The following is a 15410-nucleotide window of genomic DNA, read 5'->3' on the forward strand; positions in this document are numbered from 1 at the left end:
ATGCGAGCCGACCCGATGTAGTTCTAAAGAACTAGCCAATGATTTTCCTGGCGGTTGTTTGCGCCAGGTCAACTCAAAACACGCCTTGCTCTGAAGCCATCACGGCGGCGTGAACCCGGGAGCTAACACCGAGCTTTCGCAAAATATGCTGCACATGGATTTTGACGGTGGTCTCGACAATACCGAATTCGCGAGCGATTTCCTTGTTGCTGGCACCCCGGGCAATACCGCGCAAAACCTCCAACTCACGCGGTGACAGTCTGGCCATCACCGATTCAGCAAGGGGTGATTTTGCTGGGACCTGTTCGACCTGAGCGGGTTGAGCTGATTTACCCGGCGTACCCTTGAACGCCGCAACCAGTTTCCCCATCATTTCCGGGGCGATGCTGCTGCCGCCTTGAAAAGCGCGGTGCACCGCTGCCGTGAGCTCATCGCCCTCCATGTTTTTGAGCAAGTAGCCACTGGCACCACCCTGTAACGCCGCTAACAGATCGTTCTCGTCCTCGCTGACGGTGAGCAGCAGAATGCAAGTTTGCGGTGCAACCTCAAGCAAGGAAGGAACGGCATCAACGCCGTTTACACCTGGCAAATGGTTGTCCAGCAAGATGACATCAGGTTGCAGTTCCTGGGCCTTGCGCAGCGCCTGACTGGCGTCTGCGGCATCTCCTACAACATTTAATTGTGGGTCGCGCGAAAGCAATGCAGTCAACCCTCGGCGAAACAAGGTGTGGTCGTCTACCACCAATATGCGGATAGGTGTTTCGTTGATGGATTTCATGGAAAACTCATGTTTGGGGCGTTCACGCCAAATGGACTGTCTCTACGGGATGGGTTGCTGGTGCTCGGATGCGCAGGTGATGGCAAGATCAAAATTACCGAGCTACCTCGAAAGGGCGTCGACACAATATCAATGTGAGCGCCAATACGTTGCGCTCGCTCGTTCATGATGCGCAGCCCCACATGGGTTTGGTCATGTTGATCAACGTCCGGGTTAAAGCCAATGCCGTCATCGCGCACCTCGAATCGCCAGGTCGGCTGTTGTTGTACATCCAGCCATGCCTGTGATGCATGCGCGTGTTTTCGCACATTCGATAAAGCCTCCTGGAGAATGTGTAGAACCTGGATTTGAACGTCAGGTGCCAACGGCAATCCCTGACCCTGCATGCTCAGCGACGATTTGACGCCACTCTGAAGCTCAAATTTCTTGAGTGTGGTCGCCAGCGCGGGCTCGATGTCCTCGGCGTTGGTGCGGGTTCTAAAGTGCAGCAGCAGTTCACGCACATCGCCATAACTCTCCCTGACGCCTGCATCAATTTCTTCTAAAATTTTTGCCGTTTCATCGGCATTGCCGGACTTTGTGGCATCACGCATCAATTGCACTTGAATCTTCAGAAATGCCAACGATTGGGCGATGGAGTCGTGCAACTCACGTGCCAGCAAATGGCGCTCCTGTGACACTGCAGCTTCTTTTTCCAGGGCGTTGAGACGCAAATTCTCCATGCCGCTGGCTAAATGACTGCACATCGCTTCAAAAAGTGATTTTTCAGCGGTTGTCGGGCTGATTTGTGCATGAAAAAACAGGTCCACTTCGCCCATGAAATTTCCATGCAATCGCACCGGAATAGTGACCAAGGTTTCAAAGCCTGCTTTGGCGCAGTCCGGTAGTTTGGCTGGGAAAAGATCCCGAATAGGGATCACACTTAAATCAGTACCTTGATCACTCGATCCACATAGACAATCTCCAGAGTAAATGCACTGCTCCTCATCCACCATGAAATCGGCCAAGCCATAGGTCGCGAGCAGCAGATAACGCAGCCCTCCTTGGCTGGACCAGCGCAGGGCCACACCGTCCGCACGCGAAATTTTCGCCAGACTTTTGGTGAATTCCTGCGCCAGTGCATCGAGCGACGTCGCCTTGGTCACCAATGCTGTGACCTCATACAAACTCTCCAGTCGTTCAGACTTCTCCTGCAACAAAACTGTTTTGTCGGCAACCTTGCTCTCCAGGTTGCGATACATGGATTGCAAGTGTTCGGCCATGCCGTTGAAGCCTTCTGCCAGCGTGCCAAATTCATCGCTGGTGACACGTTCTACACGTGCCTCAAAATCTCCCAACTGGATTTTTTCAATGGCTTGTTTAAGTTGTCCAACCGGTTCCAGTACAAACATGTACCCGGTATACAGCAGTGCGGTTGCGCCCAAGATGACAGCAGCCAACATACCCAACTGCAACAAGTGAAGCAGAGCAGTCCAATGTGCGATGTGCACCTCAATGCCATTTACAAAATGATCAATGTTGCTTGCAAATATCACCGTGTCATTGCGTAACTCGGCAAATGCAGTGGGGTTCGCATCTATCCAGCGTTTTTGGTATCGCACCCAATCAGCTTCCACAACAGCGAAACGTTGGATGGTTTCGTCGTCCCAAGGGACAAAAAGTGGTCGATTGGGATCCCCCTGTTTCATTGTCGCAATGCTGCGTTCAAACTCGGCGATCTGCTTTGGCAGTTGACTGGTTTCTTGCGTGCCGATGGCGAGTGACATTCGGTAAGACTGCATACGCATACGGCCGGCTTCATTGACCGCTGCAGCGCCGCCTTCCAGTTGCCATGAAACCCAAAGAGTTGCGATTGTGGCGAAGAACACCAACAGAATAAATGGTGTACCCACCATCAGCAGTTTGGCACCCAAGCTCCAATGTCGTGTTTTATTCATTGGCTCATTCTGAACGCATTTTTGAACACTGTACCGGTCAAATTGAGACCGGGATATAGGTGAGTCCTCGGTACAGCACGGTAGTGAATCGCTCCGGTATTCCTGGAGGCTGGATAGTTAGAGTGAAACCGGGGATTCAGTCTTCTGGGCGAGTTGCGGGTAGAAGCGGGCCTCCACCTCGACACGTGGAATATACCCAATAGGCTCCAGCAATCGATGGTCGTTGAACCAGTGCACCCACTCCAGGGTGGCCAGTTCCAATGACTCCTTGGTTTTCCAAGTGGCACGTCGGTGAATCAACGCGGCCTTGTACAGCCCATTGGTCGTCTCAGCCAGGGCGTTGTCGACCGAGGGCTCTCTACCCGCCTGGGTTAGGCGCTCTTAGAAAAAGCTTTCAAAACAGGCACAGTCCGGGGGAAATGCCGGATGGTCGTCATTTTTACCGTGTGATAGTCTGGCGTGGCACCCGTCTGTCCAGGCGCGTGTCAAATCAAATTGGCCCCTGTGCGGGCCCACCGTTAACAGGGAAGCATCGTATGAACACCTGGAAAATCTCAAAACGTCTGAACCTGATCATTGCCGTGTCGGTGGTGGTGATGCTGATTCTGGTGGCGGTCAACTGGCTGGGTTTGAGCAAGCTGCATGATTTGCAAAACGAATCCCAGCGCCGTGACCAGGAGGCGGGGCGATTGCTCTACGAGACCGGCCTGGGCGCACAGGCCTACCGCATCGTTGCCGACACCTTCATCAACCGCCAATTTGACGATGCCGCCAAGAAGTGGCAGGTCATGTCCACCCGCATGGAGGAGGCGCTGACCTATTACGCCAAAGTGGCCGACACCGACCAGGAAAAACAGTGGGCCAAGGAGGCGCGCGCTGTTATGGATGAGTTGCGCAAGCTCTACACCGACAGCTTTTTGCCGATGGCCCAACGCGACGCACCGGTGAGTGAGCTGGCGGTGGTGGATGACCAGATTGACAAGTTGATCGACAAATACGAGGGCCTGGTGAGCCAAGGTGTGGCCAGCTTGCAGGCCGAGTCGGTCGAGGCTGACGAGGCATTTGAGGACGGTGTGGCGGCCACACGCATGATCAGCATCGCGTCGGCTGCTTTGGGTGGTTTGGTTCTGGTGGTGTTGGCGGTGGTGGTGTCGCGCAGCATCACCGGCCAGTTGGGCATGGAGCTCAATGACGCGATGCAAGCGGCCAAGCAGGTGGCCGAAGGGGATTTGCGGCGGCTGCCCGCGCTGGAGTCGGCCAGTGCCAACAGCCTGGCCGGTGCGCTGGAGACGATGATCAAAACCCTGGTGACCACGGTGAGCCGGGTGCGCCAGGGCTCGGAGGCGGTGGCCATTGCCAGTGCCGAGATTGCCCAGGGCAACAACGATTTGTCGGCCCGCACCGAACAACAGGCCAGCTCGCTGGAGCAGACCGCCGCGTCGATGGAGCAGCTGGGCTCCACCGTCAAGCAAAACGCCGAAAGTGCCCACCAGGCCAACCAGCTGGCGCTGAATGCCAGCATCGTGGCCGCGCAAGGGGGCGAGGTGGTGGCTCAGGTGGTGGACACCATGAAGGGCATCAATGAAGCCTCGCGCAAGATCGGCGACATCATCGGTGTGATCGACGGCATTGCCTTCCAGACCAACATCCTCGCGCTCAACGCGGCGGTGGAGGCCGCGCGTGCGGGTGAGCAAGGCCGTGGGTTTGCGGTGGTGGCGAGTGAAGTGCGCAGTCTGGCCGGGCGTAGTGCCGAGGCCGCCAAGGAAATCAAGACCCTGATCAGCGCCAGCGTGACACGTGTGGAGCAGGGTACCGAGCTGGTCGACCAGGCCGGAGAGACCATGACCGAGGTGGTCAGCTCAATCAAACGGGTGACCGAGATCATGGGTGAGATCAGCGCCGCCAGCAAGGAACAGTCGCTGGGGGTGAACCAGGTGGGTGAGGCGGTGTCCCACATGGACAAAACCACCCAACAAAACGCCGCCTTGGTCGAGCAGATGGCGGCGGCGGCCAGCAACCTCAAGTCGCAGGCGCAAGACCTGGTGCAAACCGTGGCGGTGTTCCGACTGGATGGCAGCACCAGTGGGCCAGCTGCAGCCCATCACCCGGTGGCGTCACCCGCACAGACTACCAAGTTGTCGGGTACCAAGGCCGCCCCACGGCCTGCGACCACGGCCAAACCAGCCCCGCAGCCAGCTTCGACCAGACTGCTGGAGCAGGCGGTTGCCAAAGTGAAGGCGCCTGCCAAGTCAGAAGACGGCGAGTGGGAGACGTTTTAGAGCCCTGTCAGGCTGAGCTTCTGAGGCTGTGGCACAGCTGCACCAAGTGGGCCACTTGCTGGGCAATCGGTGCTGGCACCGGCACCTGCCCGGCCAATACCGCTTGAATCCATTGCGCCGTGGCCACCGGGTCGGGCGCGGGCAAATCTGGCAGGGTAGCTAGTGCACCGGCTTGGGCGTCTTGCACCTGGCGGGCATGGCCCCGGCAAATCACGGTCATGGCCGGGCAGCGGCGTGCATCGGCCACCGGTTCTCCTTCGGTGCCGCGCAACAGCAGGGCGTTGGTCTGGGTGAGCTCCAGCGTGGCCGCCATCGACACCGCGTATTCCGGGTGGGTGTAACTGCCCACCACCACGGCTGCGTCTGTGCATGGGTTCATCAGCTTGACCAGACTGTGAGCACTGTTGCGCAGGCCGACCAGCTGGCGCACTTCCAGCAGGCGCTGTAGGCCGGGCAGCAGCAAGGCCGTTGGCACAAATTGCACCGCGCCAGGTACTGCATTTTCAATAGCTGTCTGCCCTTGTATATCAAGGGCTTCAAGCACTTTTTGTGCAGAAATGCGGCCAGGCTCAGTAACGCAGCCGTGCACCACCACCGCCAGACCTTCGCGCGCCAGCAGAAGCGCCAGCAAGGGTGTGAGCACCGGCAGCTTGCGCGCGCCGTTGTAGCTGGGCAGCACCACTGTGGGCACCCCGTGGTTGAGAATGGGGTGCAAACGCTGGTTCACCGCGTCCAGAAACCCGGCCATCTCGAGCGGGGTTTCACCCTTGATGCGCATCGCCAGCACAAAAGCGCCGAGCTCCAGGTCGCTGACGGTGCCATCCAGCACCTGGCCCATCAGGTCGGCCGCTTGGGTGCGGTGCAGTGCGCGCGCGCCTTCTTTGCCGCGGCCAATGTCTTTGATGTAGTGGGTGATGCTCATGGGGGAGGTCGTGAAAGGCAGAGAACAGGTGGCTGAAAACACTCAGGTTACCACGCTGGCTGAGGCGGGTTGCTGGTGCACCAGCCGCTGCAATTGTGGCAGGCACGAGCCACAGTTGGTGCCACATTTCAAGGTGGTTTGCAGTGCAGCCAGCCTCTCCGATGGGGCAGCATCACAGGTGCTTAAAAATTCCTGGATGGCCACATCCGTCACGTTGAAACAGGTGCACACCTGCTGCACTTTGGAGGCCACCGGCACCGGCGGTGTTGCACCGGGCACCAGCAGCGCCTGACCGAACTGCTGCGCGGGCAGGCTCTCCTTGAGCAAGGTGCTGATCCAGGCCTGGGCCCGGGTGTCACCCGCCAGCATAAAACCGTCGAGCTGGGTTGATCCGTTGCCGTTCTTCACCAGCTTCACAGCGCGGCGCTGGCCACGTTTGGCATCCACGTAGCGCAGGATGTCCTGGCCATCCAACCCCAGCGCGGCCTCCACCTGGCATAACAAGCCCTCACCGGGTGGCTGCGCGTGGGCGGCGCGAAACAGCAGGCCGGTGCGTTCGCGTCCAAAAAGTACACAGGTGGCAAAAGCCAGTTGTGGCATCAGTGCCACCAACTGCGCGCGGGCGCTGTGCACCGACTCAGGCGGCAACCAGGCCAGAGCCAGCAGGGTCCAGGGCAGGTTGGCTTTTTCCACCTGGACGGCTGCATGTTTGAACTCTGGCTGTTTTGAGATGGGGCAATAGGCGGCGTTGGTCAGCGTATTGACACCGGCCAGCGGCTGGCCGTCCACCCCTTGGCCGCTCAAGACCTCGCTGCCCCAATGCATGGCCAAAAACACCTGGGTCAGGCCGAGTTCTTCACTGGCTTGCACCGGCACCAGCAGGCAACCGCGCTGGCTGCGTACCTGCACCAGATCACCGTCAGCCAAAGCCCGGCGCCGCATGTCTTGTGGGTGCATTTGTAATACTGGTTCGGGGACGTGTCCGAACAAACGACCCAGCGTGCCGGTGCGGCTCATGCCGTGCCATTGGTCGCGCAAGCGCCCGGTGTTGAGTGACAAAGGGTAGGCCGCTACTGGCACCTCTGCCAGCGGGCGGTAGGCCACAGCGGCAAACTGCGCCCGGCCATTGTGTGTGGGAAAAATGCCGTCTTCATACAGTCGCGCCTGGCCCAGTGCTTGGCCAGTTGCCAGACGCGTCGGCACATCGGCCGCGCGGGCTGGCCATTGTTGCGGGCCATGTTGGTCCAGCAGCGGGTAACTCAGACCGCTGATGTCCAGATCACGACCACGGGTGCTGTCACGGTGTTCCCGCCACACAGCTTCGACATTGGCAAAGGACAACAGGCTGGGCTGGCCCGGGCGCAGCGTGGCTTCCAGGCGCTGGCCTAGCTGCTGGGCGATTTTCCAGTCGGGCCGGGGGCCATCGTGGGGGAAGTCCGGGTGGGTGGGGGCGGGCACGGCGGCACGCACGCGGCTGATGCGGCGTTCGCTGTTGGTCACGGTGCCTTCTTTTTCACCCCAGGTGGTGGCGGGCAGCAACAGGTCGGCATAGTCGCAGGTGGCGGTGGTGGCAAAAGCCTCTTGCACAATTACAAATTCAGCACGCTGCAGGGCACGCCGCACCGTAGTCTGGTCCGGCATGCTTTGGGCTGGGTTGGTGCAGACGATCCATAACGCCTTGACTTCGCCGTCGGCCGCCGCCTGGAACATCTCTACGGCGGTGCGGCCCGGTTTCTCGGGCACGCTGGGCACTCCCCACAGTGCGGCCACTTCGGCGCGGTGCAACGGGTTGGCCAGGTCGCGGTGGGCACTCAGCAAATTGGCCAGGCCGCCGACCTCGCGTCCGCCCATGGCATTTGGCTGGCCGGTCAGGCTGAACGGCCCGGCACCGGCTTTGCCGATCTGCCCGGTGGCCAGGTGCAGGTTGATGAGTGCAGCATTTTTGGCGGTGCCGCTGCTGGACTGGTTCAGGCCCTGGCAATACAGGCTCAGTGTCGGTGTGCGGTTGCCGGAGCCTGTGTCACTCACACCGGCAAACCAACGTGCCGCAGTGAACAGGTCTGGCTTGGGCAGGCGGCACAGGTCGGACACATGCTCGGGTGTGTACTCGCGCACCAGGGTTTTCAAGGCCTCAAAACCACTGGTGTGGGCGGTGATGTAGGCGTTGTCCAGCCAACCTTCCCACAACATGATGTGTAACAGGCCGTGGCAGAGTGCGATGTCGGTGCCGGGTTGCAGCGGCAGATGAAGGTCGGCCTGGGCGGCGGTGTCGGTGCGCCGGGGGTCGGCCACGATGATTTTCATCGCCGGGTTCGCTGCCTTGGCATCCTCAATCCGCCGGTACAGGATCGGGTGTGCCCAGGCGGTGTTGCTGCCGCTGATGAACAGGGTTTGCGCGTGCTGGATGTCGTCGTAACAGGCCGGTGGTGCATCGGCACCGAGCGTGAGCTTGTAACCAGCCACCGCGCTGCTCATGCACAGGCGTGAATTGGTGTCGATCTGGTTGGTGCCGAGCACGCCTTTGACGAGTTTGTTGAAGACGTAATAGTCTTCGGTGAGCAACTGACCGCTGACATACACCCCGAGTGCATCCGCGCCATGTTGCTGCACGATGTGGGTCAAACGTTGACTGGCGTGGTCAAGTGCCTGGGCCCAGCGGATCGGCTGCGGTGTGGCACCCCGGCTGGTTCGTAATTGGGGTGTCAACAACCGGGTCTGGCGCGCCAGTTCTGGTGCAGCCGTATGGGCCAGTGTCGAGCCCTTGGTGCACAGGCGGCCAAAGTTGGCCGGGTGGTCCGGGTCACCGCGCACGCTGGTGATCTGCTGGCCGTTCGACGTGATGATCACGCCGCAGCCCACGCCGCAATACGGGCAGGTGGAACGTGTGTCGGTGTTGCCACCCTCGCCCTGCGGGAGAGGGTTGGGGTGAGGGCGGCTCAGCTGCATGGCGGTTTCCCTCACCCTAGCCCTCTCCCAGCGGGAGAGGGGACAAGGTCCTGCGCGCCGGGCCAGCCACCGGGCGGGTCTGGTCGATGGCATGGCTGGCCAGCTCGGTCGTTTTCAGGAACACCTGGCCGTTGTCCAGCTTGATGCTGAAGCTGGGCGTGCTGCCTTCATCGGGCGCTGCCGCGTGACCGGTGCACAGGCCAATGGTCCAGTTGTGTAAGGGGCAGGCCACGCTGGTGCCAAACACCATGCCCTGGCTCAGCGGGCCACCTTTGTGCGGGCAGCGGTCCAGCAGGGCAAACACCTCGTCCTGGTCGTTGCGGAACAGCGCCACATCCAGACCCTGGGTGCGTGACACGCGGCGTGCGCCCAGCACGGGGATGTCGTCGAGCTGGCAAATGGGGGTCCATTCGTTCATATTGCTATGTCCTTTGTAGCTATTAGTTCTTTATGTATAAGGGCTAGAGGCACAAATGGCTTGTAAACCGGGTGAAAGTGGGGTTCACGCCGTGAGCGCTGTGAATTGCCGGGTGTCCACCGCGGCTTTGTCAAACTCAAACCACGGGTCGGGTTCACCGTCCAGCGCAAACTGCAGCTGTTCCCACAAGGCTTTGCGGCCCGCAGCGTCGTCCACGATTTTTTTCTTGACGTAATCCAGGCCAACGCGGTTGACGTAATGCACGGTGCGCTCCAGGTACCAGCCTTCCTGCCGGTACAGCTCACAAAACGCGCCAGTGAATTCCAGCACCTCGGCTGCGGTTTTGACCTTGACCAGAAAGTGCGCCACCTCGGTCTTGATGCCGCCGTTGCCCGCCACGTACATTTCCCATCCGCTGTCCACGCCGATGATGCCAACGTCTTTGATACCGGCCTCGGCACAGTTGCGCGGGCAACCACTCACCGCAAACTTCACCTTGTGGGGGGCGTACATGCCCACAAAGGCGCGCTCCAGGTCCTTGCCCATCTGGGTGCTGTCCTGGGTGCCCATGCGGCACCATTCGCTGCCGACACAGGTTTTCACCGTGCGCAGCGCCTTGGCGTAGGCGTGGCCACACGGCATGCCGATGTCTTTCCAGACGTTGACCAAGTCCTCTTTTTTGACACCGAGCAAATCGATGCGTTGGCCGCCGGTGACTTTGACGGTGGGGATCTGGTATTTGTCCACCACGTCAGCAATCCGGCGTAACTCGTTGGCAGAGGTCTCGCCGCCCCACATGCGTGGGATCACGCTGTAGGTGCCGTCTTTTTGGATGTTGGCGTGGCTGCGTTCGTTGATGAAGCGGCTTTGGGGGTCGTCTTTGGCCTCTTTGGGCCAGGTGCTGATCAGGTAGTAGTTGACGGCGGGTCTGCAACTGGCACAACCGTTGGGTGTTTTCCAATTCAGCGAAGCAAACACATCGGCGATCTTGAGCAGCTTGTTGGAATGAATGGCGTCGCGCACCGCCTGATGGCCATGTTCGGTGCAGGCACACATGGCTTTGGTTTTGGGGGTGGCCGAGTAGTCGCCACCGGCCGTAAACATCAGCAACTGTTCCACCAGCCCGGTACACGACCCACACGACGCGCTGGCCTTGGTGTGTTTGCGCACCTCGTCGAGTGTGAACAGGCCTTTGTCCTTGATGGTTTTGCAGATGGTGCCCTTGGTGACGCCGTTGCAGCCGCAGACTTCGTCGCTGTCTTTCATGGCGACGGCTTTGTTTTGGCCCTGGTGGCCGACGTCGCCGATATTGCTTTCACCAAACATCAGCTTGTCGCGGATGTCGCCAATGGATCGGCCATCGCGCAGCAGCTTGAAGTACCAGCTGCCGTCCACCGTGTCGCCATACAGGCAGGCGCCCACCAGTTTGTCGTCTTTGAGCACCAGTTTTTTGTAGACGCCGCCTTGCGGGTCACTCAGGACAATTTCCTCAAAACCTGCACCACCGGTGAAGTTGCCCGCGCTAAACAGGTCAATGCCGGTGACCTTGAGCTTGGTCGAGGTCAGCGAGCCCACATAACGCCCGATGCCAAACTGCGCCAGATGGTTGGCCGCCACCTTGGCCTGCTCAAACAATGGCGCCACCAGCCCGTACGCGGTGCCGCGATGGGCAGCGCATTCACCCACGCTGTAGATGCGTGCATCGGTCACGGTTTGTAAGGTGTCGGTGACCACAATGCCTTTGTCGCAGTGCAGGCGCATGCTCTGGGCCAGCTCGGTGTTGGGCCGGATCCCAACCGCCATGACCACCAGATCGGCTGGCACCACGCTACCATCTTTGAAGCGTACTGCGCATACTCTATAAGGTCTAGAGGCCAATTTGGCTTGCAAATCAGGCACACCCTCGGCCACCACGGGTGCCTGCGCGTCGGTACTTGCGCTCACCAGGTCGGCGGGGCTGAGCAGTGCCTGGGTTTGTGCGCCCATTACAAAGCGCAAACCGCGCTCTTCCAGGGACTTTTGTAGCAGCTTGCCCGCCACCGCGTCAAGCTGGCGGTCCATCAGGGTGGGTGTCACATGCACCACTGTCACCTTCATGCCCCGGCGCATCAGGCCGTTGGCGGCTTCCAGGCCCAACAGACCACCGCCAATCACCACCGCGTGCTGGTAGGTTTTGGCCGCTTCGATCATGGTGTTGGTGTCGGCGATGTCGCGGTAGGCGATCACCCCGGCCAGATCCTTGCCCGGCAAGGGCAGCAAAAACGGGTTCGAGCCAGTGCACAGCAACAAGCGGTCATATTCGGCGCTACGGGTTTCGCCCGCACTGTTCTGCGCGTGGACCAGACGTTTGATCCGGTCCACCGAAGTCACGCGCCAGCCCGCATGCAGGGTGATGTGGTTGTCTGAGTACCACTCAAACGGGTTCAGGATGATCTCGTCAATCGTCTGTTCACCGGCCAGCACGGGCGACAGCAGGATGCGGTTGTAGTTGGGGTGCGGCTCGGCACCAAACACCGTGATGTCGTACAGGTCCGGGGCGATTTTGAGCAACTCTTCAAGGGTGCGTACACCGGCCATGCCGTTGCCGACCATCACGAGCTTTTGTTTGGTTTTGACGCGCATGTCCATGGAATTCTCCGGAGCAAGGGTTTTATTGAGTGACACCGCAGAACCGGCTTTGCCGGGCCGCTGGTGTTGCACTCTTGATGGGGCTGAGTGCCGCGGCTCCAAACCTGCCTGCGCAGGTTTGGACGACAACGAAGAGGCATGGCCTCTGGCGATGCCACCGCGCGCAGGGAAGTGGGCAAGCGACGGGGGTGAGCATCTTTAGGCTGCCTTTTCAACGTGCGCTTGCCGGGTGTACAAAAAGTCGATCACGGCTTTGCGGTAACGCAAATACTGAGGGCTGTCGGCCAGTGCGACCCGGCTGCGCGGGCGCGGCAGGTCCACACTCAGCACCTCGCCAATCGTGGCGCTGGGCCCGTTGGTCATCATCACGATCTTGTCGGACAGCAGCACGGCTTCGTCCACATCGTGGGTCACCATCACCACCGTGCTGTGGGTGCGGGCGACGATGTCGAGCAACTCGTCCTGTAGCTTGGCGCGGGTCAGCGCGTCGAGTGCCCCAAAAGGTTCGTCCATCAATAACACTTTGGGCTCCATGGCCAGCGCGCGGGCAATGCCCACACGTTGTTTCATGCCGCCCGAGATTTCGCCGGGGCGTTTGTGGGAGGCTGCCGTCAGGCCCACCATGTCCAGCGCGGCCTGGGTGCGCTCGGCCAACTGGGCCTTGTTTTCCGACGCCGCGCCGGTGGATTTGTTAGCTGCACCAAAAACCCGCTCGACACCCAGGTAGACGTTTTCAAAACAGGTCAACCAGGGCAAGAGCGAGTGGTTCTGGAACACCACCGCACGGTCCGGCCCCGGCCCGGCGATCTCGCGGTTGTCACACAACAAATGGCCTTGGGTGGGTGTGGTCAGCCCGGCGATCAGGTTCAGCAGGGTGGATTTGCCACAGCCCGAGTGGCCGATCAGGGCGACAAATTCCCCTTTGGCCACGGTCAGGTTGATGCCCTGTAACGCACAAAAAGGGCCTTTTTTGGTCTTGAAGGTTTGCTCGACACCCACGATGTCGATGAACTTGGTGGTCTGGTTGGCGTGCATGGTGTGTTCCTTGGTCAGGTTGAATCAGTTTTTGACTTCTTCGAAAGTGAACGCGGTGGCAATGCGAACCAGCGCGTATTCCAGAATCAACCCAACCACACCAATCACAAAAATCGCGATGATGATGTTTTTGACGTTGAGGTTGTTCCACTCGTCCCAGACCCAGAAACCGATGCCGACACCACCGGTCAACATCTCGGCCGCCACAATCACCAGCCAGGCGGTGCCGACTGCCAGACGCACCCCGGTCAACATATAGGGCAGCACCGAGGGGAACAAAATCTTGGTGAGGATCTTCCACTCGCTCAGGTTCAGGACGCGGGCCACGTTCATGTAGTCCTGCGGCACCCGCTGCACACCGACAGCGGTGTTGATGATCATGGGCCAGATGCTGCAGATAAAAATGGTCCAGATCGCCGCCGGGTTGGCACCCTTGAACACCAGCAGGCCAATCGGCAACCAGGCCAGCGGTGACACCGGGCGCAGCAGGCTGATCAGCGGGTTGAACATGCGGCTCAGAAACTCAAACCGGCCAATCGCAAAACCGGCGGGAATACCGACCAGCGCCGCCAGGCCAAAACCCACGGCCACCCGTTCCAGGCTCATCAGGATGTTCCAGCCGACACCCTGGTCGTTCGGGCCGTTGCGGTAAAACGGGTCACTGAAGATCACCACCGCTTGTTTGAAAGTGTCGGCGGGTGAGGGGATGCTGCTGGCGGTGCTGATGCTCACCAGCGCCCAGATGCCGATCAGCAGTCCCAGCCCCAACAGCGGCGGTAACACGACCAGCCACAGGCCGCGCCAGTCGTAGCCCGGTGTTTGTAGGTCTTTTGGGCCTGTAGCCCTTGTTGAATCTGGGCTGATAGCTATATTTGTCATAGTACCTTGCGGATTGGAAGACGTAACCGTTACTGAGCCAGAAGCTTCCAGTGGAGAGTGAAATACAGCGCTGACCATGGTGGTTCCTTTCCAAATAGAGCGTGATGCACGCAGGGTTCACCGCGAGGACCGCCTCACCACCGGTTTTGCCGGGGGGCTGTCCTCCCTAGAGGCAACGTGGTTACGTTGCGGGAATGCGTGAGGTGGGTTTTAGGCTTTGACCTTGAACCCGTCGGCGTATTTCTTGGGGTCCTTGCCGTCCCAGACCACACCATCCATCAGCTTGGAGGTGCGCATCACGTCCTTCGGAATCGGCGTTTTGCTGGCGGTGGCAGCCTGTTTGTAAAGCTCGATCTGGTTGATCTGTTTGGCCACGGTCAGGTAGTCTGGGTGTTCTTTGAGCAAACCCCAGCGTTTGTGCTGGGTCAGGAACCACATGCCGTCTGACAGGTACGGAAAATTCACCGCGCCGTCGTTGAAGAACTTCATGTAGTTCGGGTCGTCCCAGGTTTTACCCATGCCGTTTTGGTAACGCCCCAGAATGCGCTGGTTGATCGCATCGACACTGGTGTTCACGTAACTCTTGGCGGCGATGGTCTCGGCCATTTTGTTTTTGTTTTGCAGACCCGCGTCAATCCACTGGCTGGCCTCCAGAATCGCGGCGGTCACGGCGCGTGCGGTGTTGGGGTATTTCTTGACAAACTCGCCGGTGGTGCCCAGCACCTTTTCTGGGTGGTCTTTCCAGATGTCCTGGCTGGTGGTCGCAGTGATGCCAATGCCGTCGATGATGGCGCGGTGGTTCCATGGCTCACCCACGCTGTAGCCGTCCATGTTGCCCACCCGCATATTGGCCACCATTTGTGGTGGCGGCACGGTGATCACCTTGGCGTCGGTCATCGGGTTGATGCCGTTGGCAGCCATCCAGTAATACAACCACATGGCGTGGGTGCCGGTTGGGAAGGTCTGGGCGAAGGTGTATTCGCGCTTCTCGCTGGCCATCAGCTTGGCCAGGCTCGGGCCGTCGACCGCGCCTTTGTCCGCCAGTTTTTTGGACAGCGTGATGGCCTGGCCGTTGTTGTTGAGGGTCATCAACACCGCCATGTCTTTTTTGGCACCGCCAATGCCCATGTGCACGCCATAGACCAAGCCATACAACACATGGGCAAAGTCCAGCTCGCCGGTGGTGAGTTTGTCGCGCACGCCGGCCCAGCTGGCTTCTTTGGTAGGAATGATCTTGACGCCGTATTTTTTGTCCAGACCCAGTTCGGCCGCCATGACCACGCTGGCGCAGTCGGTCAGCGGGATGAAACCGATCTTGACCTCGGTTTTTTCGGGGGCGTCGGAGCCAGCGGCATAGACCGAGGCGCGTAACGCCGGGCTGATGCCCAAAGCGCCCACGGCGGCAGTTTGCAAAACAGCACGGCGGCTGAGGCTGGGTTTGAGAAGCTCGGTCATGGCAATATCCCTCAACGTTTCAAAAGCAGACAACAAAAAAGGCGTCCTCACGTGACATATCGCTTGTTAAAAGCCATATGCCCGTGGGGACGCCTTTGTCCTTTGGATCACCACCTAGCCCGCCGTTGGACCG

At 59.7% G+C, this 15410-nt stretch carries 10 protein-coding genes and 1 pseudogene; 1 reads left to right on the forward strand and 10 read right to left on the reverse strand.

Annotated elements, in window-relative coordinates; translation table 11 throughout:
• Positions 1 to 73: 73 nt before the first annotated feature.
• From FDG13_RS08730 to FDG13_RS08740, 3 genes and pseudogenes are all read right to left on the reverse strand, one after another.
• Positions 74 to 778, reverse strand: coding sequence for a response regulator transcription factor (locus FDG13_RS08730; protein WP_180126822.1), 705 nt, complete (start codon positions 776 to 778; stop codon positions 74 to 76).
• A complete protein-coding gene (locus FDG13_RS08735) occupies positions 775 to 2715 on the reverse strand; it encodes a type IV pili methyl-accepting chemotaxis transducer N-terminal domain-containing protein (RefSeq protein WP_180126824.1) in 1941 nt (646 codons plus the stop codon). Before FDG13_RS08735 ends, FDG13_RS08730 begins: the two co-directional genes overlap by 4 nt.
• A 117-nt stretch (positions 2716 to 2832) precedes the next feature.
• A pseudogene (locus FDG13_RS08740) lies at positions 2833 to 3096 on the reverse strand (IS3 family transposase); the annotation flags it as partial.
• 155 nt (positions 3097 to 3251) lie between these two features.
• Between FDG13_RS08740 and FDG13_RS21300 the strand changes: the two are divergent.
• A complete protein-coding gene (locus FDG13_RS21300; protein WP_180126826.1) occupies positions 3252 to 4994 on the forward strand; it encodes a methyl-accepting chemotaxis protein in 1743 nt (580 codons plus the stop codon).
• Positions 4995 to 5001: 7 nt separating this feature from the next.
• Here the strand turns inward: FDG13_RS21300 and ybiB are convergent, their stop codons facing one another.
• The 7 genes from ybiB to FDG13_RS08780 form a co-directional block, all read right to left on the reverse strand.
• The gene (gene ybiB / locus FDG13_RS08750; RefSeq protein WP_180126828.1) at positions 5002 to 5916 is read right to left on the reverse strand and encodes a DNA-binding protein YbiB; all 915 of its coding nucleotides are present in this window, start codon (positions 5914 to 5916) and stop codon (positions 5002 to 5004) included.
• 42 nt (positions 5917 to 5958) lie between these two features.
• On the reverse strand, positions 5959 to 8862 hold the full coding sequence (locus FDG13_RS08755) for a nitrate reductase (protein WP_180126830.1): 2904 nt from the start codon (positions 8860 to 8862) through the stop codon (positions 5959 to 5961).
• A gap of 16 nt (positions 8863 to 8878) precedes the next feature.
• On the reverse strand, positions 8879 to 9280 hold the full coding sequence (gene nirD / locus FDG13_RS08760; protein ID WP_180126832.1) for a nitrite reductase small subunit NirD: 402 nt from the start codon (positions 9278 to 9280) through the stop codon (positions 8879 to 8881).
• 84 nt (positions 9281 to 9364) lie between these two features.
• Positions 9365 to 11908, reverse strand: a complete 2544-nt coding sequence (nirB, locus tag FDG13_RS08765) for a nitrite reductase large subunit NirB (RefSeq protein ID WP_180126834.1) — start codon at positions 11906 to 11908, stop codon at positions 9365 to 9367.
• A 198-nt stretch (positions 11909 to 12106) separates the two neighbouring features.
• The gene (locus tag FDG13_RS08770) at positions 12107 to 12943 is read right to left on the reverse strand and encodes an ABC transporter ATP-binding protein (protein WP_180126836.1); all 837 of its coding nucleotides are present in this window, start codon (positions 12941 to 12943) and stop codon (positions 12107 to 12109) included.
• A gap of 24 nt (positions 12944 to 12967) precedes the next feature.
• On the reverse strand, positions 12968 to 13900 hold the full coding sequence (gene ntrB / locus FDG13_RS08775) for a nitrate ABC transporter permease (protein ID WP_180126838.1): 933 nt from the start codon (positions 13898 to 13900) through the stop codon (positions 12968 to 12970).
• A 132-nt stretch (positions 13901 to 14032) separates the two neighbouring features.
• Complete coding sequence (locus FDG13_RS08780; RefSeq protein WP_180126840.1) at positions 14033 to 15277, reverse strand: CmpA/NrtA family ABC transporter substrate-binding protein; 1245 nt, start codon at positions 15275 to 15277, stop codon at positions 14033 to 14035.
• Positions 15278 to 15410: the final 133 nt, after the last annotated feature.

It is taken from the genome of Rhodoferax sp. BLA1, from assembly GCF_013416775.1.
Lineage (GTDB): Bacteria > Pseudomonadota > Gammaproteobacteria > Burkholderiales > Burkholderiaceae_C > Rhodoferax.

Excerpts from the sequence above, each read along its gene's own strand:
- FDG13_RS08730 (WP_180126822.1), bottom strand. The coding sequence starts at position 778 with ATGAAATCCATCAACGAAACACCTATCCGCATATTGGTGGTAGACGAC.
- FDG13_RS08735 (WP_180126824.1), bottom strand. The coding sequence starts at position 2,715 with ATGAATAAAACACGACATTGGAGCTTGGGTGCCAAACTGCTGATGGTG.
- FDG13_RS21300 (WP_180126826.1), top strand. The coding sequence starts at position 3,252 with ATGAACACCTGGAAAATCTCAAAACGTCTGAACCTGATCATTGCCGTG.
- ybiB (WP_180126828.1), bottom strand. The coding sequence starts at position 5,916 with ATGAGCATCACCCACTACATCAAAGACATTGGCCGCGGCAAAGAAGGC.
- FDG13_RS08755 (WP_180126830.1), bottom strand. The coding sequence starts at position 8,862 with ATGCAGCTGAGCCGCCCTCACCCCAACCCTCTCCCGCAGGGCGAGGGT.
- nirD (WP_180126832.1), bottom strand. The coding sequence starts at position 9,280 with ATGAACGAATGGACCCCCATTTGCCAGCTCGACGACATCCCCGTGCTG.
- nirB (WP_180126834.1), bottom strand. The coding sequence starts at position 11,908 with ATGGACATGCGCGTCAAAACCAAACAAAAGCTCGTGATGGTCGGCAAC.
- FDG13_RS08770 (WP_180126836.1), bottom strand. The coding sequence starts at position 12,943 with ATGCACGCCAACCAGACCACCAAGTTCATCGACATCGTGGGTGTCGAG.
- ntrB (WP_180126838.1), bottom strand. The coding sequence starts at position 13,900 with ATGGTCAGCGCTGTATTTCACTCTCCACTGGAAGCTTCTGGCTCAGTA.
- FDG13_RS08780 (WP_180126840.1), bottom strand. The coding sequence starts at position 15,277 with ATGACCGAGCTTCTCAAACCCAGCCTCAGCCGCCGTGCTGTTTTGCAA.